Source organism: Nitrosophilus labii, assembly GCF_014466985.1.
Lineage (GTDB): Bacteria > Campylobacterota > Campylobacteria > Campylobacterales > Nitratiruptoraceae > Nitrosophilus_A > Nitrosophilus_A labii.
The window spans coordinates 884,496-906,810 of record NZ_AP022826.1 but is presented as its reverse complement, the minus strand read 5'-3'; the positions used below and the strand labels follow the sequence as shown (position 1 = coordinate 906,810).

Annotated in this window: 24 protein-coding genes; 9 read left to right on the top strand and 15 right to left on the bottom strand. The window is 33.6% G+C overall.

What is annotated here, in order from left to right; translation table 11 throughout:
- Positions 1-11: 11 nt before the first annotated feature.
- From mog to NIL_RS04605, 7 genes are all read right to left on the bottom strand, one after another.
- Positions 12-542: a molybdopterin adenylyltransferase gene (gene mog, locus NIL_RS04635; protein WP_187648436.1), complete on the bottom strand. Its 531-nt coding sequence runs from the start codon at positions 540-542 to the stop codon at positions 12-14.
- A gap of 2 nt (positions 543-544) precedes the next feature.
- Positions 545-1,057 carry a pimelyl-ACP methyl ester esterase BioV gene (bioV, locus tag NIL_RS04630; protein ID WP_187648435.1) on the bottom strand — a complete coding sequence of 171 codons (513 nt, stop codon included), beginning with the start codon at positions 1,055-1,057 and terminating at the stop codon, positions 545-547.
- Entirely contained in the window at positions 1,044-2,720 is a 1,677-nt protein-coding gene (locus tag NIL_RS04625) for an AAA family ATPase (RefSeq protein ID WP_187648434.1), read from the bottom strand. The genes bioV and NIL_RS04625 overlap by 14 nt, the downstream gene beginning before the upstream one ends.
- A complete protein-coding gene (gene mtaB, locus NIL_RS04620) occupies positions 2,683-3,921 on the bottom strand; it encodes a tRNA (N(6)-L-threonylcarbamoyladenosine(37)-C(2))-methylthiotransferase MtaB (protein WP_187648433.1) in 1,239 nt (412 codons plus the stop codon). The genes NIL_RS04625 and mtaB overlap by 38 nt, the downstream gene beginning before the upstream one ends.
- Positions 3,918-5,552 (bottom strand): mechanosensitive ion channel domain-containing protein, encoded by a 1,635-nt coding sequence (locus NIL_RS04615; protein WP_187648432.1) that lies wholly within the window; start codon positions 5,550-5,552, stop codon positions 3,918-3,920. Before NIL_RS04615 ends, mtaB begins: the two co-directional genes overlap by 4 nt.
- A gap of 9 nt (positions 5,553-5,561) precedes the next feature.
- Positions 5,562-6,605 (bottom strand): 3-dehydroquinate synthase, encoded by a 1,044-nt coding sequence (gene aroB, locus NIL_RS04610; RefSeq protein ID WP_187648431.1) that lies wholly within the window; start codon positions 6,603-6,605, stop codon positions 5,562-5,564.
- Between the two features lie 63 nt (positions 6,606-6,668).
- Positions 6,669-8,072 (bottom strand): COG3400 family protein, encoded by a 1,404-nt coding sequence (locus NIL_RS04605; protein WP_187648430.1) that lies wholly within the window; start codon positions 8,070-8,072, stop codon positions 6,669-6,671.
- Between the two features lie 54 nt (positions 8,073-8,126).
- On the opposite strand from NIL_RS04605, the gene tgt reads away from it, so the two are divergent.
- A complete protein-coding gene (gene tgt, locus NIL_RS04600) occupies positions 8,127-9,251 on the top strand; it encodes a tRNA guanosine(34) transglycosylase Tgt (RefSeq protein WP_187648429.1) in 1,125 nt (374 codons plus the stop codon).
- A gap of 2 nt (positions 9,252-9,253) precedes the next feature.
- Here the strand turns inward: tgt and NIL_RS04595 are convergent, their stop codons facing one another.
- The gene (locus tag NIL_RS04595; RefSeq protein WP_187648428.1) at positions 9,254-10,126 is read right to left on the bottom strand and encodes a GW dipeptide domain-containing protein; all 873 of its coding nucleotides are present in this window, start codon (positions 10,124-10,126) and stop codon (positions 9,254-9,256) included.
- A gap of 202 nt (positions 10,127-10,328) precedes the next feature.
- Here NIL_RS04595 and NIL_RS04590 point away from each other — a divergent pair, with 202 nt between their 5' ends.
- The 5 genes from NIL_RS04590 to NIL_RS04570 are packed head-to-tail and all read left to right on the top strand — an operon-like array spanning position 10,329 to position 14,989.
- Complete coding sequence (locus NIL_RS04590; protein ID WP_187648427.1) at positions 10,329-11,111, top strand: pyridoxine 5'-phosphate synthase; 783 nt, start codon at positions 10,329-10,331, stop codon at positions 11,109-11,111.
- A 22-nt stretch (positions 11,112-11,133) separates the two neighbouring features.
- Positions 11,134-12,093, top strand: a complete 960-nt coding sequence (pdxA, locus tag NIL_RS04585) for a 4-hydroxythreonine-4-phosphate dehydrogenase (RefSeq protein WP_187648426.1) — start codon at positions 11,134-11,136, stop codon at positions 12,091-12,093.
- Entirely contained in the window at positions 12,083-13,318 is a 1,236-nt protein-coding gene (gene mtnK / locus NIL_RS04580; protein ID WP_187648425.1) for an S-methyl-5-thioribose kinase, read from the top strand. The genes pdxA and mtnK overlap by 11 nt, the downstream gene beginning before the upstream one ends.
- Positions 13,302-14,384 carry an S-methyl-5-thioribose-1-phosphate isomerase gene (gene mtnA / locus NIL_RS04575; RefSeq protein WP_187648424.1) on the top strand — a complete coding sequence of 361 codons (1,083 nt, stop codon included), beginning with the start codon at positions 13,302-13,304 and terminating at the stop codon, positions 14,382-14,384. The genes mtnK and mtnA overlap by 17 nt, the downstream gene beginning before the upstream one ends.
- Complete coding sequence (locus NIL_RS04570) at positions 14,381-14,989, top strand: class II aldolase/adducin family protein (RefSeq protein WP_187648423.1); 609 nt, start codon at positions 14,381-14,383, stop codon at positions 14,987-14,989. Before mtnA ends, NIL_RS04570 begins: the two co-directional genes overlap by 4 nt.
- Before the next feature lie 3 nt (positions 14,990-14,992).
- Here the strand turns inward: NIL_RS04570 and NIL_RS04565 are convergent, their stop codons facing one another.
- The gene (locus tag NIL_RS04565; RefSeq protein WP_187648422.1) at positions 14,993-15,298 is read right to left on the bottom strand and encodes an MTH1187 family thiamine-binding protein; all 306 of its coding nucleotides are present in this window, start codon (positions 15,296-15,298) and stop codon (positions 14,993-14,995) included.
- Positions 15,299-15,373: 75 nt separating this feature from the next.
- On the opposite strand from NIL_RS04565, the gene NIL_RS04560 reads away from it, so the two are divergent.
- The 3 genes from NIL_RS04560 to NIL_RS04550 are packed head-to-tail and all read left to right on the top strand — an operon-like array spanning position 15,374 to position 18,051.
- Positions 15,374-16,495: a pyridoxal phosphate-dependent aminotransferase gene (locus NIL_RS04560; RefSeq protein ID WP_187648421.1), complete on the top strand. Its 1,122-nt coding sequence runs from the start codon at positions 15,374-15,376 to the stop codon at positions 16,493-16,495.
- Between the two features lie 56 nt (positions 16,496-16,551).
- Complete coding sequence (locus NIL_RS04555; protein ID WP_187648420.1) at positions 16,552-16,812, top strand: hypothetical protein; 261 nt, start codon at positions 16,552-16,554, stop codon at positions 16,810-16,812.
- A gap of 48 nt (positions 16,813-16,860) precedes the next feature.
- Positions 16,861-18,051 (top strand): hypothetical protein, encoded by a 1,191-nt coding sequence (locus tag NIL_RS04550; protein WP_187648419.1) that lies wholly within the window; start codon positions 16,861-16,863, stop codon positions 18,049-18,051.
- Between the two features lie 15 nt (positions 18,052-18,066).
- Here NIL_RS04550 and NIL_RS04545 read toward each other — a convergent pair whose 3' ends face one another.
- The 6 genes from NIL_RS04545 to NIL_RS04520 all read right to left on the bottom strand — a co-directional run bounded on the left by NIL_RS04545 (position 18,067) and on the right by NIL_RS04520 (position 22,239).
- Positions 18,067-18,840 (bottom strand): hypothetical protein, encoded by a 774-nt coding sequence (locus NIL_RS04545; protein ID WP_187648418.1) that lies wholly within the window; start codon positions 18,838-18,840, stop codon positions 18,067-18,069.
- A gap of 36 nt (positions 18,841-18,876) precedes the next feature.
- Positions 18,877-19,218: a nucleotide pyrophosphohydrolase gene (locus NIL_RS04540; protein ID WP_187648417.1), complete on the bottom strand. Its 342-nt coding sequence runs from the start codon at positions 19,216-19,218 to the stop codon at positions 18,877-18,879.
- Positions 19,219-19,554 (bottom strand): endoribonuclease MazF, encoded by a 336-nt coding sequence (mazF, locus tag NIL_RS04535; RefSeq protein ID WP_187648416.1) that lies wholly within the window; start codon positions 19,552-19,554, stop codon positions 19,219-19,221.
- Positions 19,548-19,778 (bottom strand): AbrB/MazE/SpoVT family DNA-binding domain-containing protein, encoded by a 231-nt coding sequence (locus NIL_RS04530; protein ID WP_187648415.1) that lies wholly within the window; start codon positions 19,776-19,778, stop codon positions 19,548-19,550. Before NIL_RS04530 ends, mazF begins: the two co-directional genes overlap by 7 nt.
- Positions 19,779-19,863: 85 nt before the next feature.
- Positions 19,864-20,364 carry an HIT family protein gene (locus NIL_RS04525; RefSeq protein WP_187648414.1) on the bottom strand — a complete coding sequence of 167 codons (501 nt, stop codon included), beginning with the start codon at positions 20,362-20,364 and terminating at the stop codon, positions 19,864-19,866.
- Positions 20,365-20,373: 9 nt separating this feature from the next.
- On the bottom strand, positions 20,374-22,239 hold the full coding sequence (locus NIL_RS04520; RefSeq protein WP_197972137.1) for a TRAP transporter large permease subunit: 1,866 nt from the start codon (positions 22,237-22,239) through the stop codon (positions 20,374-20,376).
- Positions 22,240-22,315 lie beyond the last annotated feature (76 nt).

Sequence of the window (22,315 nt, the reverse complement as noted above, 5' to 3'; positions counted from 1 at the left end):
TCCTTAAAGTACTATTTTTTAGGTCTAAAAGCCTTTATAACCTCTTCATTAGTCTCTATATAAGGCCCCTCTATGAGATCTATACAGTATGGTACCGCTGGAAAAACTGCATCCAAACACTCTCTAATTGATTTTGGTTTACCTGGAAGATTTATTATTAGAGAATTTCCTCTTATACCCGCTGTCTGTCTTGATAGTATTGCCGTAGGAACATATTTTAAACTAACTTGTCTCATAAGTTCACCAAAACCCGGCAAAATCTTCTCACAAACAGCCTCTGTAGCTTCTGGTGTCACATCCCTCTTTGCAGGTCCCGTTCCCCCAGTGGTTACAACCAAAGCACATTTTTCTATATCACATAACTCAATTAGCGCCTTTTCTATCTCTTTTTGCTCATCGGGAATACATCTGTAAACTATCTCAAATTCGTTTTTGAGATAATCTTTCATCGTTTCCATTATCGCTTTTCCGCTAATATCTTCGTAAATTCCAGCGCTTGCTCTATCACTTGCCGTTATAACGCCTATCTTTACCTTATCCATCCTTATCCTTTTAATATATGTCCTACATTTTTTATGAAGTATACTGTGCCAAATCTTTTAAAAAAATCATTCGCTTCATTTGAATCTACTATTTTATCTTTTTCGCCAAGATAAACTTCTATATTTATTCCTCTATTTTTTACCTCTTTCAAACTATTTTCATTCCAAACATAATACAAAAGCCTCTTTAACTCGTCTGCGGTCCCAACTTTTTCATATTTTTTAATATCAAAATCTAAAGGATAAAGAACGTTTTTATAAAAATTTTTTATATAGCTTTTTGGATCTCTTCTATAAGAGATTAATTGTAACTTTTTAAATTTTTCATCTTTTGTTTGAAAAAAGGCAGGCGATATCAAAATAAGTGTATCTACTCTACTTTTAGAGTTTTTAACATACTCAAAAGCCTCTATTGCCCCCTTGCTAAAACCAGCAACTGAAAAATCATTTTCTTTTAAGATATCTGCAAATAGCTCTTGTTCGTTCTTAAAGCAAAAGCCACTATAAAATCTCATCCACTACTCTTTTTATATCTTCATACGTAACAAATTCATTCTCCAACAATAACTCTTTAATCTTCACTATACGTCTGTTTTGAGAAGACAAAAACTCTTTTATCTCATTCATCTGTGAATCTAAGATAGTAGAAACATCACTCAAATCACCCATCAACCTCTCTCCCATACCGTATCTTGTAACCATATCTTCAGCTAACTGTTTGGCTCTATGGAGATCTTCTGCTGCATTTGAGAACTCTTCATTGAAAAAAAGCCCCATTGCCGCATATCCTGATAAAAAGAGTTTGATTTTAGCTAAAAGCTCATGTTTTGAAACTATCTCTTTATCTACATCTTTAAATCCACCGCCTGTTATACTAACTTTATCAAAATCTATCTCATACCAATAAGCGCTCAAAGCTTTTGCCGCCTGATATGTTGCTTGAATATCTTTTTCCTTTTCGCTAAAAGCCAAAATCTTTCTTTTTCCAAATAAAACCTTATCCCTGACCTCTTCAAAATCACTAAGTTCAACTATCTTTTTGCCTTTTCTTAATGTATGAAGGGCCGCTTCGTTAACAAGACTAGCTAAAGCCGCACCGCTAAATCCAACAGTCATTTTAGAAAGTTTTTCTATATCTACAAAATGTGGGATTTTTTTTAGATAAACTTTCAAAATCTCCGCTCTCTCTTTGGCATTTGGAAGACTTACAAAAATTCTTCTATCAAATCTTCCAGGTCTCAAAAGAGCTTCATCGAGCATATCTATCTTATTCGTTGCTGCTATGACTATAACTCCGCTTGAATCTTCAAAACCGTCCATTTCAGTTAAGAGCTGGTTTAACGTAGCCTCTCTCTCATCGTTTCTAATGCCTCCTCTAGCCTTCCCTACAGCGTCTATTTCATCTATGAAAACTATAGAAGGCGCCATCTGCTTCGCTTTAGCAAAAAGTTCTCTTACTCTTTTTGCTCCCATACCTACATATATTTGTACAAAAGCGCTTCCGCTTTGATAAAAAAAAGGCACGTTTGCTTCACCAGCTACCGCTTTTGCTATCATAGTTTTACCGACACCAGGAGGTCCTATAAGCAAAACCCCTCTTGGCATTCTTACACCGAAATCTATAAATTTTTTTGGATTTTTTAAAAACTCTATAATCTCTTGCAACTCTTCTTTAACATCTTCTATACCAGCTACATCTTTAAATCTTAAATCTGAAATTATAGGCTTTATTTTAGAAGAAAAGTCGTCTATCTCGGGCTGAGCTATATTTATCTGATGTTTTATGAGAGTTTGTTCTTTTTCTCTTTTTTTTGTAATAAATATAAGATATCCAAAAAACATAGCGACAATTATGAGTAAAACAAGATCATATACATAAGAATAGTTCTCTTTTATTTTAACCGGAGTATTTTCGTAAAGTTTTGATAGTTCTACCATCTCTTTAGGTATTTTATAACTATTTTGACCGCTTTTTATATAGACATATCGCTCGCCAATCTCTGCACTATCGATCATATCGTTTTTTAAAAGAGTTTTATAAGTAGAGTAATCTATCAAATCGGCTCTATCTTTTAAATACGCAAAAACCAAAATTGCACTTATCAATAGAGCCGAAACAACAGCTATTATTTTACTCTTTTTAGAAACTTGCGTAGTTTGCGTCCTCTTTTGATTCATATTCACTCACTTCTATCCAATTACCTTTAAGATCAAGGTCACTTTTTATATAGATTTTATTGAAAAATTGATCCAGCCCTGTAAAATAATCGCCTTTTTTACCCTCTATCAAAACTTGCAATGGATTTTTTTTATTTCTAAATTCGAAATTTTTCCTATCAACAATCTCTTTAATGATTTTTTGCCTCTTTTTTGCCACATCACCTCTGACCTCCTCCATCATTTTAGCTGAAGGTGTTCCATCACGCTTACTGTAACTAAAAAGATGTATATGAGTTAAAGGAAACTTTTTTAGATTTTCCACGGCACTTTCAAAAATCTCATCACTCTCACCGGGATGTCCTACTATAAAGTCGGTTCCTAGAGCATAACCGTAAGAAGCAATCTCTTCAAAAAGTTTCAAATCTTCTGAAACTCTATTTCTTCTATTCATAATTTCAAGCATTCTATCATCCGTATATTGCAAAGCGATATGCAGATGTTTTGCCATCCATGGCTCTTTTAAAAGCTCTTTAAACTCATCAGTTATCTGTATAGGCTCGATTGAACCTATTCTTATTCTTCTAACTCCTCTTATAAAAGAGAGTCTTTTTAAAAGTTTTGCTAAAGATGAACCGATATCTTTTCCGTAGCTTCCAACGTTTGTTCCTGTAAGTATAAACTCTCCAAAACCGTTTGCGGCAAGTCTTGTTACCTGTTCAACTATAACTTCTTCAGGATGGCTTCTTGCATCTCCTCTAACATAAGGAATTATACAGTAACTGCACCTAAAGTCACACCCTTCTTGTATTTTTATGAATGCTCTGCTTTTGCCGACAAACTGTTCAACAACTGTTTTGTCTATATGTTTTAGATCTCCTAGTTCAAAAAAATCCTCTTTTTTTATAAGTTCGGCTACCCTCTCCTTTTCAGAATGACCAAAAACTCCGGAAACTTTTTTGCTTTTAAAAAGCTCTTCGCCTTTTGTAAAAGCCCCACACCCCGTTAGATACACTTTTGCGTCCGTATCTCTTGTTATCTTGTTTATATAGTTTCTAACGCCACTATCAGCCGAATTTGTAACGGTACAGGAATTCACAACTATAATATCTGCATCTTTTTCGTTTTGGGTAATGATATAATCTTTAAGTTTTGATATCATAACTTGAGTATCGAACTGATTTGTTCTACAACCGAAAGTTTTAAAAAACACCCTTTTCAACTATTTTGTCCTTCTTCAATTTTTGGACTATTTATAATACTTTTATTATCTTTTGTCAAGGCAATCGTTTGAGTAGGATAAGCGATTTTTATATCATCCTCTCTCATATAAGCTTCAATTATCTCTGCTGAGATAGTGCTTCTTAAGGTCAAAGTAGCATATGAATTGGTCATATACCATACACTAACCCTTATCCCATACTCTTCTATGAAAGTATAAACTCTAGTATCTACATTTGTATTTTTTAAATGGTAAGAACTTCGTAATCTATTTAACTGTTTTCTAGTTATGTCTATATATCCTTTTGCGTATTTTCTAGCAACCTCTTTGGCTATATGAGCCGCTTTTTTGTGATTTGAGTCAAAAGTTATGTTTATATCGATTCCGTCCCAGACAGTTTTTAGACCGGCATGGGTATAGTTTGCTATAAGGTCTGTAAAGATATAGTTATTGGGAACGAAAATGATTCTACCAGACCTTCTATTTTCAAGATAAGAGGTAAGAGTAACATCCTCTAAAATAGTTATTCTAAGCAAAGAGATATCAACTACATCTCCAACATAAACCAACCCCTCTTTTTTTACTTTTATTCTATCGCCTACATGGATAGAGCCTCCAAAAACTATAACTGTCCAACCAAGAATGCTCATAAACATATCCTTCATGGCAATTGCAATACCAGCAGAAGCAAAACCCAAAATCGTAACGATATATGAAACGTTTTCTAGATATGCAAAAAGAAGTATAAAGATAACTACGGTAGCAAAAGTAAAATTTATGGCTTTGTTAGCCATATAAAATCTTTCGCTATCTTTTATATATCTCCTAATTGCCCATTTTATCATCAAGTTCAAAATAAGCAAAACCAAAACGATGGCAAAAATCTCTCCAGCCTTTTCTGTCTGCCTTTTAATATCTTCAGTAACTTTAAAAACTACCTCTTCAACACGTTTTTCATAAACATTGATAGTCTTTTCGGCAGTTTTAACGGCACTTGCAAAATCTTCAATCTCAGAGGTTAAAACTTTCAGCTCTTTTTGAAGTTCCGGAGTTTTTAAAAGCTTATATTTTTCCTCCATTAACCGTTTTTTCTCTTTTAAAAGAGTCAAAACGCGTTTAATCTCTTCCAACATATTTTTATAATATGAACTTTTTGAATTTACCTGCTTGATATAAGAGAAAGCTTCAATAATAGCTACAGGATTAGTAACCGATGGCGGTTCTGGAATCTCTTCAGGTTTTAAAAGCTCACTAAAAGGGGACTCTTTATAATCTTTAAGTAAAGAGAGTTGGCTTTCTATGATCTTTTTTTGTTCTATTAGATCATCTAAATTTTTTCTATATTTTTTATACTTTTTTGCTCTTTTAATCTTTTTTTCTATTTTGTTGAGTTCCGTTAAAAGCTTATGGTATGTAATATAGTTGGAGTATTTCCTAGTCCAAATATCGTCTTGAAGTTCTTTATTGATTAAAGATAACTTTATATCTAAAGATTTGATTTGTTCTAGATTTACAGTCGAAATGTTTTTGTCATCTGACGTCTTGTTATTATCATTTAAAGAATCACTATCTTGTGCATAAAGAAATATCGCAAAAAATATCGAAAAAAGAGTGTAAATCCATTGTTTCATAACACCTTCCTACTTAAACATCTTTAAAACTCTTTTGACGGTATCTTTATCGATATCATCTTTTATTACAACATCTCCTATACCTTTTGGTAAAATAAATTTTATTTTACTGTTTTGACTTTTTTTATCTAAAAAGAAGTGCTCGTAAAAGTCATCTATATCTTCTATTTTATAATCGGTTGGTAAAGAGTATTTTTTTAAAATATCCTCTATACGCTTAGCATCTTCTTTACTCATTAGACCCAATTCAACAGCTAAAGCATTGGCCATAACAATACCTATAGCGACCGCTTCGCCGTGAAGATATCTTTTATAATTTGTTTCGTTTTCTATAACATGAGCAAATGTATGCCCGTAATTAAGAGCAGCTCTTATTCCTGATTCTTTTTCATCTTTAGCTACGACTTCGGCTTTTATCTCTACGCTTCTTTTTATAGCCTTTTTCAAATTCTCTTCAAGATTTAGATCATTTTTTTTCAACCACTCAAAAAACTCTTTATCAAAAGTTACGGCCATTTTAATTATTTCGGCTACGCCTGCGGCAAACTCTCTTTTTGGTAAAGTTTTTAAAAAATGGGTATCTATATAGACGGCTTTGGGCTGATGAAAAACGCCTATAAGATTTTTACCATATCTGTTATTGATTCCCGTTTTCCCTCCGACACTTGCATCTACTTGAGAAAGCAGCGTTGTTGGAATCTGTATAAAATCTATCCCTCTTTGAAAAATGGCGGCAGCAAATCCTGTCATATCTCCTATAACTCCTCCGCCAAAAGCTATTAAAGTCGATTTTCTATCTAACTGATGATCAAAAAGTCTATCCAAGATAAAATTAAGAGTCTCAAAACTCTTATACTCTTCTCCATCAGGAACAGTAACGATATACAACTCTTTCGCACTAATATTTTTTAAAAGGTAGTTTAAATGTAACCCCGAAATTTTTGGATTAGTTATTACTGCCACTTTACCTTTTAGTTCGATTGTAGGTAAATTATCTATAACAATAGGATAACTTTTATCTTCTTTTTTTATAAGTTTAATATCTATCTTCATCTCTTCTCCGCTAATGATTTTAAATATCTTTATTATATTGATATTTTCCTAAAAATTGGATTGTTAATTAATAGGGATAAATATCTGATGAAACTTATTTAATTTAAAATAGAGACACTCCGGATCCGTACTAAAAAATCTTAAAATCTTACTCTTTAAAATCTTTTTATTAAAAGGTAGGAAAAGTAGCAACGCTTCCCTTTTTTGTAATTCTCTAATAGGATTATTTTTCGATTTGACAACCTTTATTTTTTTGGAAAAGATAGAAGCTAAGTTTTCATAATGCTCGATAATATCGTTTTTATCAATATTTTCAGGATCTAAATCAAAAAGTAAAAAGTTTAGCTGAAGCTGAATGGATATATCAAAAAGGGTAGATGAAATATGCTCTAAATCCTTATTTTTGCTAAGAATTAGTGCCGATTCTGTTATAGAGTCTATAGGTTCTTGGGAAATTGTAAAAACTGGGATTTTAGTTTCAAATAGTAATTTTCTTAAGTTTCTGTTTTCAAAAAGTCGATTATACACGATAATAAATCCCACTTTAAATGTGGAAATATCCCTAGATATAATTTGATGAGAATTATCTGATGTAAAATCTATTTTTACTTCAATATTTTTATTATCAAACGTTTTAATCTTATCCAAAATTTCTATATTTGTAGGGTTTATAACTCTAATAATAAGCTTTTTATCTTTTAAAGTCTTATGTAAATACAAAGCATCACCTAAAGATTTTTCTATCTCATAATCTCTTTGCTCTTCCATATCAATAAAAAGATAACTATTCGTCCCGTAAGGTATTGGAAATTGACCTATCTCTCTTTTTATGGATCTATAAATATGTTTTAAGACTTTTGGCTCTCCTATAAGAAGTAAAAGATCATTTGGCCATATCATAAGTTTTGGTTCAGGTAAAATTAGCCTATTGTTTCTATATATGGCGGCAATTCTCCAATTTTTTTGCTCTATAGAACCTATATGTCTATATACATAACTACTTCCAAAAGGAACTAAAACCTCCATTATTTCGCCAAGTCCCAAACCAACATTTTGAGCGATGATAGGAACGTTTGGTAGATAATCTACAAGTCTGTTAGATAATATCTCGTTAGCGTTAAGTAGTATAAGATTTTGATCATCAATATCCAAATCCCATTTGTCATAAACGATAATGCTAATATTATTATCTATTCTTCTAATATTTTCATAAGAGGCTACAGTATCTATCTTGTTTCCCATTATAATCATTACTTGTGAAATTTTCTCATCAAAAAGTTGAAAAAGTTTTACAAAACTTGTTGGATCAAACTTATAAAACCTGAAATTTTCCGTTCTATTTTTAGGAACTATCTTATCATCATAATAGACTACCAAATAGTTGTTATCGGCCACATAGTTTTGTACAACTCTTTCTAAAAAATGTTTTGCTACAATTCCATCAGCAAGTATAAGAATATTTTTCACAATTCCCCTCGAAAAACTAAATTAAGTAACAAATTATATCTAAAAAGGATAGATTTGAAATTCAAAATTGACGCTACTTATCAAAAAGCAAGAGCTTGTACTATCAAAACTTCACACTCTACTATAAAAACGCCGGTTTTTATGCCTGTTGGAACGGCCGCAAGTGTAAAAGCTTTAGATACAAACGATCTTTTAACAATACTTCAAACCAACATTATATTAGCAAATACCTACCATCTTTATCTTCGTCCAGGCGATGAAGTTATAGCCAAACTAGGTGGACTTCATGGTTTCACAGGATATAAAAATAGTTTTTTGACAGATAGTGGAGGTTTTCAAGCCTTTAGTTTAAGCGATATCTCAAAAGCAGACGAAAACGGAATAGAATTTAAAAGCCATATCGACGGTACAAAACACTACTTCACTCCCAAAAAAGTACTTGATATACAATATAATCTAAAAAGCGACATTATGATGATTCTTGACGATCTTATAGCTCTTCCGGCTACAAAAGAGAGACTTAAAATCTCCGTAGAAAGAACTACAAAGTGGGCAAAAAAGTCTATTGAGTACCATAAAAAGATGCAAGAAAAAGGGATAGGCAATGAACAAAATATCTTTGCAATAATCCAAGGTGGAGTAGACTTCGAATTTAGAAAGATAAGCGCTACTGAACTTACTTCACTCGATTTTGACGGTTTTGCCATAGGAGGACTAAGTGTGGGCGAAGAAAATCAAACTATGTACGATACGGTAGAATTTACTACACCTTTTATGCCAAAAGATAAACCAAGATATCTAATGGGAGTAGGAACTCCAGAAGATATCATAGAGTGTATCGATAGAGGTGTAGATATGTTTGATTGCGTAATGCCTACTAGAAACGCAAGAAACGGAACCATTTTTACAAGCTACGGTAGATTAAATATAAAAGCTGCAAAATATAAACTTGACGAATCTCCTATAGACGAAGAGTGCAACTGCTATACCTGCAAAAACTACTCAAAAGCCTATTTGAACCATCTTTTTAGAGCAAAAGAACTTACCTATTATAGACTTGCATCCATACACAATCTTCACTACTATCTCACTTTAACAAGAGGTGCAAGAGAATCTATAATTGAAGGAAGATTTAATGAGTACAGAAAAGAGTTCTACAAAAAGAGAGGCAAGAAGTAAAACTACTTCTCAAATTTCGCCTCTTCAATTATTACAGGAAAGAAGTATCCGTATCCTAAATCTACATCGGTTTTTAAAATCCCGATAACCGTTACCACCTCGCCAGTTTCAACGTTTGCCGAAGGAGAAGTGATCACTAAGTCGTCTTTTCCGTCATCGGTTATATGCACCCAATCTTTTCCCATTATCCCTCTTGAAACTTTTGTGACTTTACCTTTGACTTTTACGTTCTTATCTTTTAACTCCCCTTTTTTCTCAAAAATTTCGGCTATAGAATAACCATCTTGCGGTTTTTCTATATTTATCGTACCTGACTCGGCCTTTTGAGCAGATTTGGACTCTTGTAGTGATGTTTGATTGGTATCACCGCAACTATTACACGTCTCACACGCATTAGCTTGAGTATCTCCTTTTAAAGGGGCTATAACGGCTACAAACAAAACTTTATCAAAATCTCTATTTAATGTATTGCTATGAAAATTTTCCATCCACATCTGAGGAACGTAAGAGATCATCTCTCCTACTACAACTTCGGTTTTAGGACCGGCAATCCAATATACATAACCGCTGTCTTCAACTTTTACGTATGTATAACCACCTGCATCTACACTCTCTAAGACTTTCCCGCTCTTTACGCCGTTTTGTTGCTGTTGAGGTTGATGAAAAGAGTCACTCTTAACCTCCGGCTCATCCTTCTCAAGCTCAGCACTTATCCCATAAACTCCATCAACCTTCTCATTTTCTTTCTCATTTTGTATAGGGGCTTTTTGTTCACTTTTATTAAGAACGGTAGGTTTTTCTTTATTTTCACTCTTTTCCGAACATCCGCTTATCAAAAGAGCCGCAAAAGCCAAACTAATATAAAGTTTTTTCATATATCACCTTTCTAATTGAGTAATTTATCATTTTTTTCGAACATTTTCTCAAAAAGTTTTGATAATAGTTTATACACTTTAACATTAGATATAATTTAAATTTATAATATATTACAAAAAAAGAATAAAAAAATAAAGTTTTAAAAAAGAAAGCTTCAAAATATAACTGATATAATATAGTAAAATCTTAAGGAGCTAAAATATGCTACTAGGAGTCAATATAGATCATATCGCAGTTTTAAGAGAGGCTAGAAAAATAAACGATCCAGATCCCATTGAAGCGTTAGGTATAGTTAAAAGAGCCGGAGCCGATCAGATAACTATACATTTAAGAGAGGATAGAAGACATATCAACGATTTTGATGCGAAAAAGATTGTAGAACTATCTCCTCTACCGGTCAATATGGAGTGCTCTATAGAAAATGAAATCATAGATATCGTCTGCTCTTTGAAACCGCATAGAGCCACTATAGTACCTGAAAAAAGAGAAGAGGTAACAACCGAAGGCGGACTAGACGTTATAAAAAATTTTGAAAAAATTAGCGATGTTTGTAAAAAACTGAAAGATAATGAGATAGACGTCTCTTTGTTTGTGGATCCAGACTTTGAGATAATCGCCGCAAGTGCCGATACCGAAGCCGATATGATTGAGATTCACACAGGACACTATTCAAATATCTACGCTATGCTATATAGTAACCTTAGATACTCCCCGCATTCCATAAAAGAGCTAGAATTATCAAGAAGCGAACTTAGAGATATGCTATCAAACGCTCTTGGCGATATAGAAAATTCGGCAGTCTATGCAAATAAAGCAGGACTTACGGTAGCCGCGGGTCATGGACTAAACTATCAAAACGTAAAAGCTATCTCAAAAATCGACAATATTATAGAGCTCAATATAGGGCAGAGCATCATAGCTAGAAGCGTTTGGGTGGGATTAGAAGCGGCGACTAAAGAGATGATTGCTCTAATCAAAGAGTAAACTATATCAATAAAGGATAATAATGCAAAAAAAGCCGACTATAGCAATCAGCATCGGCGATATAAACGGTATATGCCCTCAAATAGCCCTAAACGCTCATAATAAAATAAAAGAGATTTGCAGCCCTATATATTTTACAAATTACGAAATGATTGATAAAGCGGCAAAACTTTTAAATATAGATGTTCCTTACGATTTTGAAGTTGAGTATATAAAAGGAGATTTTAAGATTCGTCCCGGCACCATTGACAAAAAAAGTGGAAAATATAGTTTTGATAGTTTTAAAAAAGCTGTTATTTTTACAAAAAAAGGTATAACCGAAGCTTTGGTAACTCTACCCATTCACAAAAAAGCGTGGGAAAAAGCCGGTATTAAATATAAAGGGCACACAGATGCTCTTAGAGACTTTTTCAAAAAAAATGCTATTATGATGCTTGGCTGCGAAAAGATGTTTGTAGCTCTTTATACCGAACATATCCCTCTAAAAAAGGTACCAAAAGAGATAAAAACAAAAAAACTAAAAAAATTTCTTTTAGATTTTTACTCATCACTCGTAACTCATAACACATCACTTCAAATTCCTGTTTTAGGTCTTAATCCCCATGCCGGAGACGATGGAGTACTTGGTAATGAGGAGGAAAAAATCAAAAAAGCTATCAAAAAAGCCAATGAAAAACTAAAAAAAGAGATCTTTTTCGGCCCAGTTGTCCCCGATATCGTCTTTACTCCAAATTTTAGAAAAAATTATAAATATTTAGTAGCAATGTATCACGATCAAGGATTATCTCCCCTAAAAGCTTTGTACTTTGAAGAGAGTATTAACGTGAGCCTAAACCTTCCAATCGTCAGAACCTCGGTAGATCACGGAACCGCCTATGATATCGCTTACAAAAAAGATAATAAAATCAATCTTGAAAGTTATATTAACGCCGTAAAATTTGCGGCAAATATATCACAAAAAAGGATAGTAGATGAGTTATAAGATCTTAACTCCACAAAATCTTCAAGACTATCTATACGGATACGAAAATATTAAAGAGTTTTTCGAGGGTGAGGAACTTCAAGTTCAAGAGATAGGTGATGGAAACCTAAACTTCGTTTTTAGAGCAAAATCGAAAAAAGATCCGCAAAAATCACTTATAATCAAACAGGCGGTACCATATCTTAGATGTGCTGGAGAGGATTATCCCCTATCTAAAGAGAGAATGAGTTTTGAGATAAGAGCTCTAAAAGAGTATGAAAATTTAGCCCCCTCCTACGCGCCAAAAGTCTATCTTGACGATGAAGAGATGAGTCTAGTTGTTATGCAAGATTTAAACAATCACATAATCTTAAGAAAAGGGCTCATTCAAGGAAAAATCTACCCAAATTTTTCCGAACAGATATCGACTTTTTTAGCAAACACTCTGTTTTATACCTCTTCACTATATCTTCAAAGCTATGAAAAAAGAGATATGATGGAGAGATTTAACAAAAATAGCGAACTTTGTAAATTGACAGAAGATTTCGTATTTACTTTTCCGTATATGGAGCACGAAACAAACGTAGTGGAAGAGATGAACAAAGAGTTGGCAAATAGACTCTTTTTAGATATGGAGTTTAAAAAAGAGGTTTTAAAACTAAAATATCTATTTATGACAAAAAGCGACGCTTTGCTTCATGGAGATCTTCATACAGGTTCAATTATGGTTAACGAAAAGGAGACTTACGTCATCGATCCAGAATTTGCCTTTTTTGGCCCCTTTGGATTCGATATAGGAGCATTAATAGCAAATCTGGCTAGTTCTTATATATCACATACGGTTCAAAACGGCAACGAAGATTATAGAGAGTGGATTTTAAATACATTAGAAGAGATCTGGCAAAAATTTGAAAAAAAGTTTTTGAGCTTATGGAGCAGGCAAAAAGAGAGCGCACTCTTAACCCAAGGCTTTATAGATGAAAAGACTCTAAAAGAGTATCAAAAAGAGTTTATGAAGTATATCTTAAAAGAGAGCGCAGGATTTGCCGGATGTAAAATGGCTAGACGAGTTTTTGGAATAGCTGGAGTTGAAGAGATAAGAGGTATTAAAGATGATAGTTTGAGAAAAAAAGCTCAAAAAATCTCTCTTTCTACCGGAGTGGCTCTAGTTAAAAATAGAGAAAAGATCGAAAATATAAAAGATTTGACAACGATAATAAGGAAATGCGATGAATGGACGATATAGAGCTCTATGGCTAAACGATGAAGAAAACCTAGAAGTTATAGATCAGAGGTATTTGCCTTTTGAAAAAAAGATTTTTACCGTAAAAAATGCTCAAGAGTGTATCTTCGCTATAAAGGAGATGGTTGTTAGAGGAGCTGGAGTTATAGGCAATACGGCAGCTTTTGGCGTATATCTTAGCGCTAAAAACAGTAACGGAGATTTTGAGAAAGTAAAAGAGGAGGCTTTGAAAATAAGAGAAGCTAGACCTACCGCCGTAAACCTTATGTGGGCGGTGGATAGAATGCTAAATGTAGCAAAAAAATATAGCGGTTCGCAAATGATTAAGAAGCTAAAAGAAGAAGCTATCAAAATATGCGATGAAGACGTACAAAGATGCAAAAATATCGGCAAAATCGGAGCAGATATCTTTGAAGATATAATGAGGGAAAAAAAGAAAAACTCTATAAATATACTAACCCATTGTAACGCCGGATGGCTTGCCATAGTGGATGACGGCTCAGCTCTCGCACCCATTTACGAGCTTCACAGAAGAGGAGTCGAGGTTCACGTCTGGGTTGATGAAACGAGACCTAGAAATCAAGGAGCCAACTTAACGGCGTGGGAACTCTCTCAAGAAGATATAAACCATACGGTCATAGCCGATAATACTGGCGGCCATCTTATGCAGCACGGCCTAGTAGATGTGTGTATAACTGGAGCCGATAGAGTCACCATAAAAGGCGACGTAGCAAACAAAATAGGAACATATCTTAAAGCCCTTGCGGCAAAAGATAACGGCATTCCTTTTTACGTAGCCTTGCCGACTTCCACCTTCGATTTTAGTACCATAGATGGTTTAAAAGAGATACCTATCGAAACAAGAGGAGAAGATGAGGTAAAATTCATAAAAGGAAAAAGTAAAAATGGTGAAATTACTGAGATTCAGATAGTTCCTGATGCCTCAAAGTGCGTCAATTACGGATTTGACGTTACGCCTGCTAAGTATATAACTGGTTTGATTACCGAGCGTGGAGTTTGCAGAGCCCAAAAGGAAGAGATTGTCAAAATGTTTGGAGATCTGTTATGATTGATGGAGTTATAAAATACGACTTTCGTCACACTTTTACAGATGACCTCAAAGAGGAGTTATGCAAAGATATCGAAAATGTAAGAAAGAGACTATTTGTTCTTAAACTTATAGGAGAGTATCAAGGTATCGGATACGGAAACATCAGTAAAAGAGTGGAAAAAAATTCATTCATCATAACCGGAACGCAAACCGGACATTTAAAGAGTCTAACTTCACACCATTACGCTTTGATCGAAGAGTTTGACGAGAAGAGATTTTTTCTTAAATCAAGAGGAGGCACAAAACCTAGCAGCGAAAGCCTGACTCACGCAACCATATACAATCTTGACGAAAAGATAAACGCCGTTATCCATATACACTCCAATACCATTTGGCGATATATGCTAAATAACGGTTATCTTTTTACCGGCAAAAATGTGAAATACGGCACAAAAGAGATGACAAAAGCGGTAAACTCTCTATATACAAATACCGCTCCCCTCTCCAATCCCCTCTTTGCGATGGCCGGACATAAAGATGGAGTAATAATCTTTGGCAAAAATCTCCAAGAGGCCGAATCAAAACTTTTAGAGTTAATCGGAGAGGTTTTAATCGCAAGATAAATTTTACTCTTTTAATCTCTTTTTTACAGACTCCACTTTCTGTTTGAGTCTGTTTTTTCTACCGGGTCTTATATCGAACTTTACTACGCTATAAACGCGCCCTACTCCCATCTTCTCCAAAGCTTCATACATTTTTGGTATCAAGTCGCTTAACTCTTTTACGCTCTCTGCCTCCACAATCGTTGCCATTGGGGTTAGTTGATACTCAAAACCGCTATCTTTAATCACTTTCAAAACCTCTGCCACATACTTACTCTTACTCTCTCCCACATCCGTGGGAAACATAGCTATCTCCATCAAAACGCTCATTTTAGCCCCCTCTTAGTTCAATGTTTTTATAATTGTAGTAAAGATAGGTAAATTTTGACTTAACAAGGAGACTATTTGGAAAGATTAAAAAAACTTACCCCTTTTATAGTAATGGATATAGTTAAAGAGGCTGCGAAATATAAAGATGTTATCCATTTTGAGATTGGCCAGCCAGATCTTATGCCTCCGCCTAAAGTAAAAGAAGAACTTTTAAAAGCCATAAAACAAGATATATTTTCCTACACCCAATCGGAAGGTTTAGAACAATTGCGTCAAAAAATAGCTCAATTTTACAAAAAAGTCCACGATATTGAAGTGGACTCCAAAAACATCATCCTAACTCCAGGAACTAGTGGAGCCTTTTTGCTAGCATACTCGTTAGTGTTAGATTATAAAAAAAGAGTCGGCTTTGCGGATCCGGGATACCCTTCTTATAAAAACATCGCCTACATTTTAGATATCGAGCCGGTATTTATCAATGTAGGCAAAGAAACAAACTACAACATAACCAAAGAGCACTTAAAAAATAGAAACATCCAAGCACTTCAGCTATCAAATCCATCAAATCCTACGGGAAACATTTACGAAGAAGACTCTTTAAAAGATCTGATTGAATACTGTTTAAAAAAAGATATAGCTTTTATAAGCGACGAGCTCTATCAAGGTTTGAGTTACGATAAACCTGCCGTTACTGCTCTGAAATTTTCAAAAGATGTTTTTGTAATAAACGGATTTTCAAAATTTTTTTGTATGCCCGGATTTCGCCTTGGGTGGATTGTGGTTCCAGATAGATATCTAAGAGAAGCCCAAATGATAGCTCAAAATATCTTCATCTCTCCTCCGACTCTCAGTCAATATGCGGCTATCGAAGCGTTTGATTATAAATATTTAGAGAGAGTAAAAAAAATTTATAAAAAGAGAAGAGATTTTTTGTATCATAAACTTAAAGAGATTTTCGATATTCCTATAAAACCTCAAGGCGCCTTTTATATCTGGGTAGATATCTCAAAATATAGCGTTGATAGCTTTCATTTTACCAAAGAACTTCTACATAAAGAGAGAGTTGCCGCTACGCCTGGCATCGATTTTGGATACAATAAAACTCAAAAATTCATAAGATTTTCCTATACAAACAGCATAGAAAACATGGAGATAGGTATCAAAAGAGTAAAAAAGTTCCTTTTTGAAAACTTTTGACACAAAATTATCTCTTATCTGTGTTAAAATTACGCAAAAACTTTTTGAAAGAGATTATGAAAAAACTAAAAATCTTACTTGCCCTTTTACTCTTTTTAACGGCGCTTTCTACTATTTTTCACAACCACGATATTACGGAAACTTCAAACGATTGTGCCGTTTGCCTTGTCCAACATAACACTTTAGCCAATATAGAAAAACCGATTCTTTTAATAACCCTTTTTAGTAAAAATCTCCAATTTAAAACTCCAACTTTTAATCGTTTACAAAATATACCGACGCAAAACAGATCAAGATCCCCTCCGCTATCTTCTTAATTTACTAAAAATTCTTTATAAAAATCACAAGTAGATAGAGGAGTGAAAATGAAAAAATTTTTATTGCTTCTTATTGCCGTTTTTTCTTTTGCAACTGAAGATATAGAGGAGCTTAAAAAACTCCTACAAAAGCAAAACGCCATAATAGAAAATCTAAAAAAGAGAGTAGATTTTTTGGAAAATGAGCATAAAAAGAAGATGGTTGAAGAACTTGATTTGCATGAACATAAACAGGAAACAAAAAAAAATCTACCCAATTTATCCTTGATTTTAAATTCTAGTGCTCTATATAGAGATATCTCCAACGATCTATATAAAAACTATTCTATTCCCGGTTTTATAGACACAACGACGGCCGACATCCCTTACAATGCCAATAAAGGATTTAATTTCAACTACGCCGAATTTAACATACACTCCGTAGTTGACGATCTTTTCGACGCGGACGCTATATTTCATATATCTCAAGATTCGATAGAGATAGCCGAAGCATACGTCAAAACTATCTATCAACCTCTTAAAGTGAAGATAAAGGCCGGAAAGTTCAAAAGCGATTTTGGATATATCAACAGATTTCATCAACATAGATACAATTTTACTTATATCCCCCTAATTTACGAAAACTTTTTCGGACCGGAAGGGTTAAACGAAAAAGGTATAGGATTTTTAAACAATGTAGAGGATTTTACACTAGTTGGCGAGCTACTTCAAGGAGAAAACGAACAAAGTTTCGGCTCTACCTCATCTTTTGCTCTTTTTAATTTCTCTTTAAAACATAAAAAGGAGTTTGAAGATTTTAAACTCTTAAGCGGTATAAGCTTTGCTAGAGGAAAAAACGATTCACTAAAATATACCGATATTTACGGAGTTTATCTTGTTTTGAAAAATGAAGCGCTGTTTCAGGGTGTAACTTGGCAAAGTGAATTCCTATATAGAAATAAAGAGCTAACATCAAAAACTTTAAATCAGTCCGGTTTTTATACGGAGTTTGTCTTGAAGTTCCAAGAAAACATAGGCGCTGGACTAAGATATGGAGCAATCTTAAAAAATGAACCAGACTTAGAGGAAAATCTAGATAAATACTCGGCAATGGTATTTTATAAGCCTAGTGCTAACTCAAGAGTAAGATTTCAATACTTAAAAGATAGAAGTAAACTCTTTAACGGAGTTAAAAAAGATATAGACGAGTTTTTAGTAGAGCTCAATATCGCAATAGGAACACATTTTCATCAAGAGTAAAAGAGTTTTTCTCTTTTACTCGCTTAATAGATCTCTAGCAAAAACATAAATAGCGGCATTATAAAGGGCTAAAATATAGAGTATTACTAAAGCTACTGGAAGTAAAATAAGCGTCATAGATATAATCACAGATAGGGTATAAAATACAAAAACCGCTATAGACCAGATTAGGATCAACACAAAGTAACTTTTATTGAAGGTTTTTTTCCAAAAAGAGAGTTTTAGAAGCAAAAAGCTTTTATTAAAAGCTTCGTTAAAACTTTCACTCATAAAAACTTCACCAAAAACTGCGGGCAAAACGTAAAAAAGAAATCCTATTATAGTCAATATAACAATCGAAGGAACAAAATATACCCCTACCATTTGAAAAAAAATCTCTTGTTGATTTACGCTCTCAAAATGGTTTATACTCTCAAAACTAGCTCCTCCAAAAACCATTGCCAATATAAATATAAGAAAAAAGAGTATTAAAGCGATAAAAAAGAGTCCTAAAAATGCACCGGCCGCTTCTGCTAAATAGCGCGTCAAAAAGTCGTTTATTTTCGTTTGCGCGGCCTCATTTGCCACATCCTCCTCATTTTGTGCATTTTTTACAACCCGTCCGAAAAATATCTGTATCGAAAGATTTAGTATAGAGTAGGCAAAAACAAACACTATTCCAATTATCGGAAGATAACTAAATAGACTAAGAAGTATTAAAACGCCGATTACTGCAAACGACAGAGCATAGTTTGCTTTAAAAAACTCTATAGATAATTTCAAAGCGGCTAAATTGTTTTTAGATATCATTGTGGCTCCTTTAAGTAAATAATGACATAATCTTTTTTAACATCCGCTTTTTTTCATGTTTTTAGCACTTTCTATAGGAAATCTTTTCTCGTTTTTAGCAATCTTCTTTTTGGAAGCTTCGTAAAGATCGATACCGAGTACAGAAGAGAGTCTCAATAGATAATGAAGTACATCAGCCATCTCCTGGGCAATCTCTTTTTTCTCTTCTTCGCTAAACTCACTAGCTTTCTTATCGCACCACTGGAAATGCTCCATCAATTCAGCCGCTTCTATAGCCACACTCATTGAGAGATTCTTTGGAGTATGATACTTTTGCCACTCTCTTTTTTCTATAAACTCATCTAAAAGTTTTTGAAGTTCATAAAGATTACCTTTCATTTATTGACTCTCTAAAATCAGTTTTATTTTATCTATAACTTCTATTAAAGTCTCGTTTTTTGCCTTTTCAACAAAACTTATGCCTCTTGCTCTAAAATCTAAACTTTTGATCTGATCACTAAGTATTGCTCCTTTTATCTTACCTTCAATCACTACTTCAAAAGGATAATCTTTAATCTTACTTGTAATTGGACAACATATTATAAATCCCGTAATTTTATTGAATTTATAAGGAGATATGACAAGTGCCGGTCTTTTTCCAGACTGTTCATGCCCACTTTGAGGATTGAAATTTATCCAAACAATATCCCCTTTTGAAGGTATATAATCTACCATAACTCTTTGCCTTGAGGTTTTCCAAAATCTATCTCTTTATGGCGATTTTTTTCTTCAATTTTACTTAAAAGTTCATCTAATGATTTTTTAGGCTTTATAACAATATTTCCACCAACAACTTTTATCTCAACTTTTTTATTTTCACTCAAATTCAACATATCCAAAATCCTTTTTGGGATTCTAATACCTAAGCTGTTGCCCCATTTTTTTATTACCGCTTCCATATCGACTCCTTGTATAAACATAGTTTATACAAATTAATATAGTTTGTCAAACCATTTAAATATATAAAACATAAGTTAGTCAATATCATTTATCAAAAAAATCATCAGAGTAAGATTTTAATTTCCTATATATCTTCTCAAAATCGCTGCTATAAACTCTTGTATGTCCTATAGATGTTATGAAGTTGGTATCTCTTTGCCATCTTGGAACAAGGTGTAAGTGAATATGCTCAGCTATTCCTGCTCCAGCGGCAACTCCCAAATTCATACCCAAATTTACACCTTCTGCTCTAAATCTCTCTTTTAAAAGCCTAACTCCACGTTGTGCTAACTCACTCATCCTAAGCCAAATATTGCTATCAAGATTTTCAAGGTTGTCAATATGAATATGAGGAATAATCATAAAGTGTCCGGGAGTATAAGGGTATTTGTTCATCACTATAAAACAGTTCTCATCTCTATATAAAACATGATGTTTATCATCCATCTCTGGATTTTGACTAATATGACAAAAAACACATCCTTTTAACTTTTTATTTTCTGTTACATATTCGCTTCTCCATGGAGCATACAGTATATCTAACATTTTGTTTCCTTAAAGTGTAAGTTTAACTAGCTGAGGAAAAAGTATCAAAATCAAAAGCGCCAACAGCTGAATCAATATAAACGGAACAACCCCTTTATAAATATCTTTTGTACTTACAAGTTTTCCGGCTGCTCCTTTTAGGTAAAAAAGAGCAAAACCAAAAGGCGGCGTTAAAAAACTAGCCTGAAGGTTCATAGCTATCAAAATGGCAAACCAGATAGGATCGATACCAAAAGTATGGATAATTGGCACAAAAAGCGGAACTACTATAAAAGATATCTCTACAAAATCGACAAAAAATCCAAGTAAAAATATGGCAGCCATAGCTATAAAGATAAAGAGCCATTTATCGCCGATATCTTGACTGAAAAAGTTGTGCACAAGCTCTCCTCCGCCAAGCTCGTTAAAAACCAGACTAAATGCGGTAGCACCTATCAAAATAGCAAAAATCATAGCGCTAAGTTTGACGGTTTCAATAGTTACGTATTTGAGCATAGAAAAGGAAAAACTCTTATTGAATATCGTTAAGATTAATGCACCTACTACACCCATCGCAGCAGACTCCGTAGGAGTAGCTATACCAGCAAAGATGGAACCTAAAACCGCAAAAATAAGTATAAAAGGAGGAATAATTGAAACTATAAGCTCTTTTTTTGAAGGTTTTTTCTTTAGTTTCACCGGAGGTGCCGCATCTTTTTTTATGTTAGAGTATAAAAAGATATATAAAAGATAGAGTGTTACCAACAAAAGTCCAGGAACTACCGCGGCTTTGAAAAGATCTCCCACACTTATGCTCATAACGTCACCTAAAATAATCAAAACGATAGATGGCGGTATTATCTGCCCCAATGTTCCACTAGCCGCTATAGTTCCCGTTGCTAAAGATTTGTCGTAACCATATTTTAGCATTATGGGAAGGCTTATGATACTCATCATGACAACACTAGCGCCAACAATACCAGTTGCGGCGGCCAGTATGGCTCCAACAATAACTATGCTTGCGGCTAATCCTCCTCTTATCTCTCCAAAAGCTGCTCCAAGGTTTTCTAGAAGATTTTTTGCCAAATCGCTTTTTTCCAAAATAAGCCCCATCAAAATAAAAAGAGGTACAGCCATCAAAGTAAAATTTTGCATAATCCCGTATATTCTCATAGGAAGCATTTTAAAAATCTCAAGCGATAAATCATAATCTATAAAAGCAAACAAAATTCCCACAAAACCAAAAGCAAAAGCCACTCTAAAACCGCTCATCAGAAGTACTAAAGATAGTAAAAACATCAAAATAGACGGTTCCAACAGATAGTAAAAGTCAAGATTCAATAAAAACAAAATAGCAACAAAAACTGCAAACGAAAAAAATAAAAATTTAGGATTTTGGATCTTTTGGTAAGACTTTATAATCTCAGAGACCGCTTGCAAAAAGAGTAAAAAAGTTCCTAAAATAATGGCAGATTTTATAATATACCTACAACAAAGTCCACCCGGATCACTTGAAGCTTCCTTTTGTAGAAAACTTTGCATAGCAAAATCGTATCCGAAATAGGCAATCAACATAGAAAATGGTATTATCAAAAACAGATTATCCAAAATGTTAACATACTCTTTTGTTTTTTGAGAAAACTTTTCAAAAAATATATCTACTCTAACATGTTTATCGTGTTTTAAAGTATAAGCTAAAGCAAGTAAAAAACTTAGATCGAAAAGATGCCACTCAAGCTCTTGTAAAGTGATGGAACCATCTTGAAAAAGGTAGCGCATAAAAGCGTCAAAAAATACTAAAAAAGCTAAAAAAAAGAGTAGTATAGCTGAAATAGAGGCAGATGCTCTATTTAGATTATCTATATAATAGGAGAGTTTTAAAAGCACCTTTTGCACTACTTCATCCTTTTTTTAAAATGGTTTTCAAAAAATTTTTGCAAAGCCACTATAACTAAAACTAGTACTACAATAG